This is a genomic window from Aeromonas sp. R1-1 (assembly GCF_040908495.1).
GTDB classification, from domain to species: domain Bacteria; phylum Pseudomonadota; class Gammaproteobacteria; order Enterobacterales; family Aeromonadaceae; genus Aeromonas; species Aeromonas veronii.
The window spans coordinates 1-4,354 of sequence record NZ_JBFODV010000085.1 but is presented as its reverse complement, the minus strand read 5'-3'; the positions used below and the strand labels follow the sequence as shown (position 1 = coordinate 4,354).

Below are 4,354 nucleotides of genomic sequence, written 5' to 3'. Positions count from 1 at the left end.
GGCCTTGTTGGCGGTGGCCAGCAGGCAGTAGGCCTGCCACTCATCACCCTGATAGGGGGCGCTGAAACGCTGGGTCAGGTTGATCTGGTAGCAATCCCCCGCGGCAAGGTATGCCTGAATGCGGGCAAACTTCTCGCCATACTCGGCGCGGCTCATATTGCTCTGCCACGCCCCCAGCAAGGCAAAAGCGGGGGCCGGTTTGGCCTGCTGCTGTTCAAGCCAGGCCAGCCGGTTGGCAAGGCCTGCTTTATCCCCCCAGTGCACCAGCTGCCAGTCGCCGGTCGCCACATTGCGCAGCAGCGCCCAGTCGTAGATGCCCACCGCCATGTCTGGCACCGCGATATCGGCGGCGGCCTGCACTGGCAGTCGTTCGAAGCGACGGCCGAGATCATAGCCAAACAGACCGAGGGCGCCGCCAATAAAGGGCAGGTGAGTGGCGCACAGTTCCAGCTCCCCCAGCAGCTGTTGCTGGGTATGAGCCAGCAGGGCGAGGGGATCTTCGTGGTGTTTGCTGATATTCGCCCCGACATGCAGAGTGGTCACTTCGCCGCGGGTTTCGAGGGTCGCCAGCGGATCGGCAGTGATGATATCAAAGCCGTTATCGGCGCCGAGTGGCCCCGCCGATTCCAGCAACATGGCCCACGGCTGATGTTGCAGGCGGGCAAAAAGCTGATGGAGTTCAGCACTATGGTCTAGATGATGGATATGAAGTGTTGGCGTCATTTTATGTTACACAGGCAACAGTTTGGTTCCCGAACCCTAGTCGGTGCTGGTGGGCAAGCGTATCATAGGTGTCGGTGACTTAAGAAAAAACTGCCGTGTCGTTCGTTTTTTGCTGGTTGATAGTTTTTAGCCAGCACGTCAGCACGGCCCATCATATGGAAGCCCTTGCCCTGCTCCGTGGCAGAGACAAGGACCAGTGAGGATGATATGAGCATTATAAAAAAACAGGATTTCATCGATTCTATCGCAGATGCCCTCCAGTACATCTCCTATTACCACCCGTTGGATTTTGTTCAGGCTGCCAAAGCGGCGTATGACCGCGAGGCCAACCCGGCCGCCAAAGATGCGCTGGCCCAGATCTTGATCAACTCCCGCATGTCCGCCGAAGGTCATCGTCCGCTCTGCCAGGATACCGGTATCGTCACCTGCTTTGTGAAGATCGGTATGCAGGTGCAGTGGGACAGCGACATGACGGTGCAGGAGATGGTGGACGAAGGGACCCGTCGTGCCTACACCAATCCTGACAACCCGCTGCGCGCCTCCGTGCTGGCCGATCCGGCCGGCAGTCGCAAAAACACCAAAGACAACGCCCCTGCCGTGGTGCATATCGACATGATCCCCGGCAACAAGGTGGAAGTGAGCATCGCGGCCAAAGGTGGCGGCTCCGAGAACAAATCCAAGATGGTGATGCTCAACCCCTCTGACGATATCGTCGAGTGGGTGCTGAAAACCGTGCCGACCATGGGCGCAGGCTGGTGCCCGCCCGGCATGCTGGGCATCGGCATCGGCGGTACCGCCGAGAAAGCGGCGGTGCTGGCCAAAGAGGCCCTGATGGAGCACATCGACATTCAGGAGCTGATCGCCCGTGGCCCGCAAACCACCGAAGAGAAGCTGCGGGTCGAGCTCTACGACAAGGTCAACAAGCTGGGGATCGGTGCCCAGGGTCTGGGCGGCCTCACTACCGTGCTGGATGTGAAGGTGAAATCTGCGCCGACGCATGCCGCTTCCAAGCCGGTGGTGATGATCCCCAACTGCGCCGCCACCCGCCACGTTCACTTCGAGCTGGATGGTTCAGGCCCTGCCGAACTGACTCCGCCGAAACTGAGTGACTGGCCGGAGATCACCCGTGAAGCGGGTAGCAATGTGCGCCGCGTCAACGTCGATGGCATCACCAAGGCCGAGCTGGCCAGCTGGAAGAGCGGTGATACCGTGCTGCTCTCCGGCAAGATCCTCACCGGTCGCGATGCCGCCCACAAGCGTATCGCCGACATGCTGAAAAATGGCGAAGGGCTGCCGGAAGGGGTCGATTTCACCAACCGCTTCATCTATTACGTTGGCCCGGTCGATGCGGTGCGTGACGAAGTAGTTGGCCCGGCTGGCCCCACCACCTCCACCCGGATGGACAAGTTCACCGACATGATGCTGGGTGAAACCGGCCTTATCGGCATGATCGGCAAATCCGAGCGAGGCCCGAAAACCGTCGAGAGCATCAAACAGCACAAGGCCGTCTATCTGATGGCCGTCGGTGGCGCAGCCTATCTGGTGGCCAAGGCTATCAAGAAGGCGCGCGTGGTGGCCTTTGCCGATCTCGGCATGGAAGCGATCTACGAGTTTGAAGTGGAAGATATGCCGGTGACCGTTGCCGTCGATTCCGAAGGCAACAATATCCACGAAACCGGCCCGGCCTACTGGTCGGCCAAGATTGCTGAGCTGGACGGCAAACTCTCCTCCTGAGTGACCGTTTCCGCTGCCGGTTAACGGTATCGGCCCTGTAAAGAAGGCGCGTCCATCCGGATGCGCCTTTTTGCTTTGGCTGGCCTGTTATGGGCTCAAGTTGGCCGTTTGCGGCAAGCGGGTATAAAAAAGGATGGCGTGACGCCATCCTTTTTCGTTGTGCTTGTGCTCTGGCAGCAGACAGCAGAGCAATCGCCCTTGGCTTTAGGCCTTTTTCAGGTAGGCAGCAACCAGTACGATCTGCACGCCGTTGACCTTGCCTTCGATATGGAGCGGGTTGTTGGTCAGACGGATGCCCTTGACCAGGGTGCCGCGCTTGGCGGTGAAACCGGCGCCTTTCACGTCCAGATCCTTGATCAGGGTAACGGAGTCGCCCTCTTGCAGCACGGCGCCGTTGGAGTCAACGGTCGGTACGCTGTCGTCATCTTCGTCAGCAATACCAGCTTCAGCCCAGGCCTTGGCTTCGTCTTCCATGTACATCATATCCAGCAGATCCTGAGCCCACACTTCACCCTTGCCGGAGAGTGCTTTCAGCTGGCGCCATGCCATCACCTGCACCGCAGGCACCTGGCTCCACATGCTGTCACTCAGGCAACGCCAGTGGTTGACCACCAGGGTATCCGGTTGTTCCAGCTGACCACGGCAGGTGTCACAGATAGCAACGCTGTGATCATCGTCGCTGGCGGGGGAGTGAGGCACCACGAAGGCGGTCAGCGCCTGCTCGGCGCTGCACAGTTCACACTTGGCGCCCGCGCGCGCTTGCAGAATGGCGTTGATGGTCATGTTGTTGGTCCCATAGCTAGTGTAAAGCGACCCGCGTTGGGCGGGGCGCGTGAAAGAGGGGGCGGAATATAGCATAAAACCCCGCACTTTGTCAGGTCTGCCCTGGCTCACAGGGTTGGCCGTGCTGTTGCGCGGCGCTGATCGTCAGGTATTGAGAGTGCAATTTGAAGCGGGATCGCTAGAATGAGCCTCCTTTTTGACTGCAAGGCAGGGGCATTCGTGCTGGCTCAACGTTTTCAACACCTGGATCGACTGCTCACCCGCTACCGACGCTGGTGGCAGTATCAGCCATATCATCATCTGACCATGGCCTTTACCGATGAGGCGCCCGAACTGGCGGCGCTGCTCAATGGGCTGACGCTCGGCCAGTTGGCAGAGCTCGATGCGGATATGGATGCCCTCAGCAGTCTGCTTGCCCCCTGGATTGCCGAGGGAGCCGAGCTGCAGCAACTCAGTCAGCTTGCCCCGTTTACCCCGGAGCCCATCACTTGCAGCAAGGAGATGGCGCTGCATATGCCGGGGCGCAAGCAGGCCCAGATCGAGTCGTTCACCGCCTGTCTGCCTGCCCATCCGGGCCCCTATCTGGAGTGGTGTGCTGGCAAGGGACATCTTGGGCGGCTGGTGTCACTTCATCGACAGGCTCCTATCCTCAGTCTGGAGTTGCAAGGGCAGCTTTGTGACGATGGTCGGTTGCTGGCCGAGCGGGATGGCGCCAATATGACCTTTACCTGCGCCGATGCCTTTGCACCCGAATCGGCGGCGCTGATCGCCCCCGAGCATCACGCTATGGCACTCCATGCCTGCGGCGAGCTCCACACCCATCTGCTGGAGCGGGTGGCCGAGCGCAGTGCCAGCGGCGTGACCATCTCTCCCTGTTGTTACCACCTGATCCGTACCAGCCACTATCGCCCGCTGTCAGCCGCGGCCAGCGCCAGCGAGCTGGTGTTGAGCAAGGCGGATCTCAAGTTGCCGCTACAGGAGACGGTGACTGGCGGTGCGCGGATCGCCCGCCTACGCGAGCAGGAAGTGGTGTGGCGGCTCGGGTTTGACTGCCTGCAGCGTCAGGTGCGCGGGGTGGATGAGTATCTGCCGGTGCCCAATATGCAAAAGAGCC

At 60.3% G+C, this 4,354-nt stretch carries 3 protein-coding genes and 1 pseudogene; 2 read left to right on the top strand and 2 right to left on the bottom strand.

Going from position 1 to position 4,354, the window contains the following annotated elements:
• Positions 1 to 723: pseudogene (gene pabB, locus AB5Y92_RS04875) on the bottom strand (aminodeoxychorismate synthase component I); the annotation flags it as partial.
• Between the two features lie 207 nt (positions 724 to 930).
• Here pabB and AB5Y92_RS04870 point away from each other — a divergent pair.
• A complete protein-coding gene (locus AB5Y92_RS04870; RefSeq protein WP_368225797.1) occupies positions 931 to 2,457 on the top strand; it encodes a fumarate hydratase in 1,527 nt (508 codons plus the stop codon).
• A 204-nt stretch (positions 2,458 to 2,661) separates the two neighbouring features.
• Here AB5Y92_RS04870 and AB5Y92_RS04865 read toward each other — a convergent pair whose 3' ends face one another.
• On the bottom strand, positions 2,662 to 3,240 hold the full coding sequence (locus AB5Y92_RS04865) for an alkylphosphonate utilization protein (RefSeq protein ID WP_005333203.1): 579 nt from the start codon (positions 3,238 to 3,240) through the stop codon (positions 2,662 to 2,664).
• A gap of 183 nt (positions 3,241 to 3,423) precedes the next feature.
• Here AB5Y92_RS04865 and AB5Y92_RS04860 point away from each other — a divergent pair.
• Positions 3,424 to 4,354 (top strand): methyltransferase (locus tag AB5Y92_RS04860; RefSeq protein WP_368225795.1); only part of this gene is annotated, 931 nt, incomplete at its 3' end.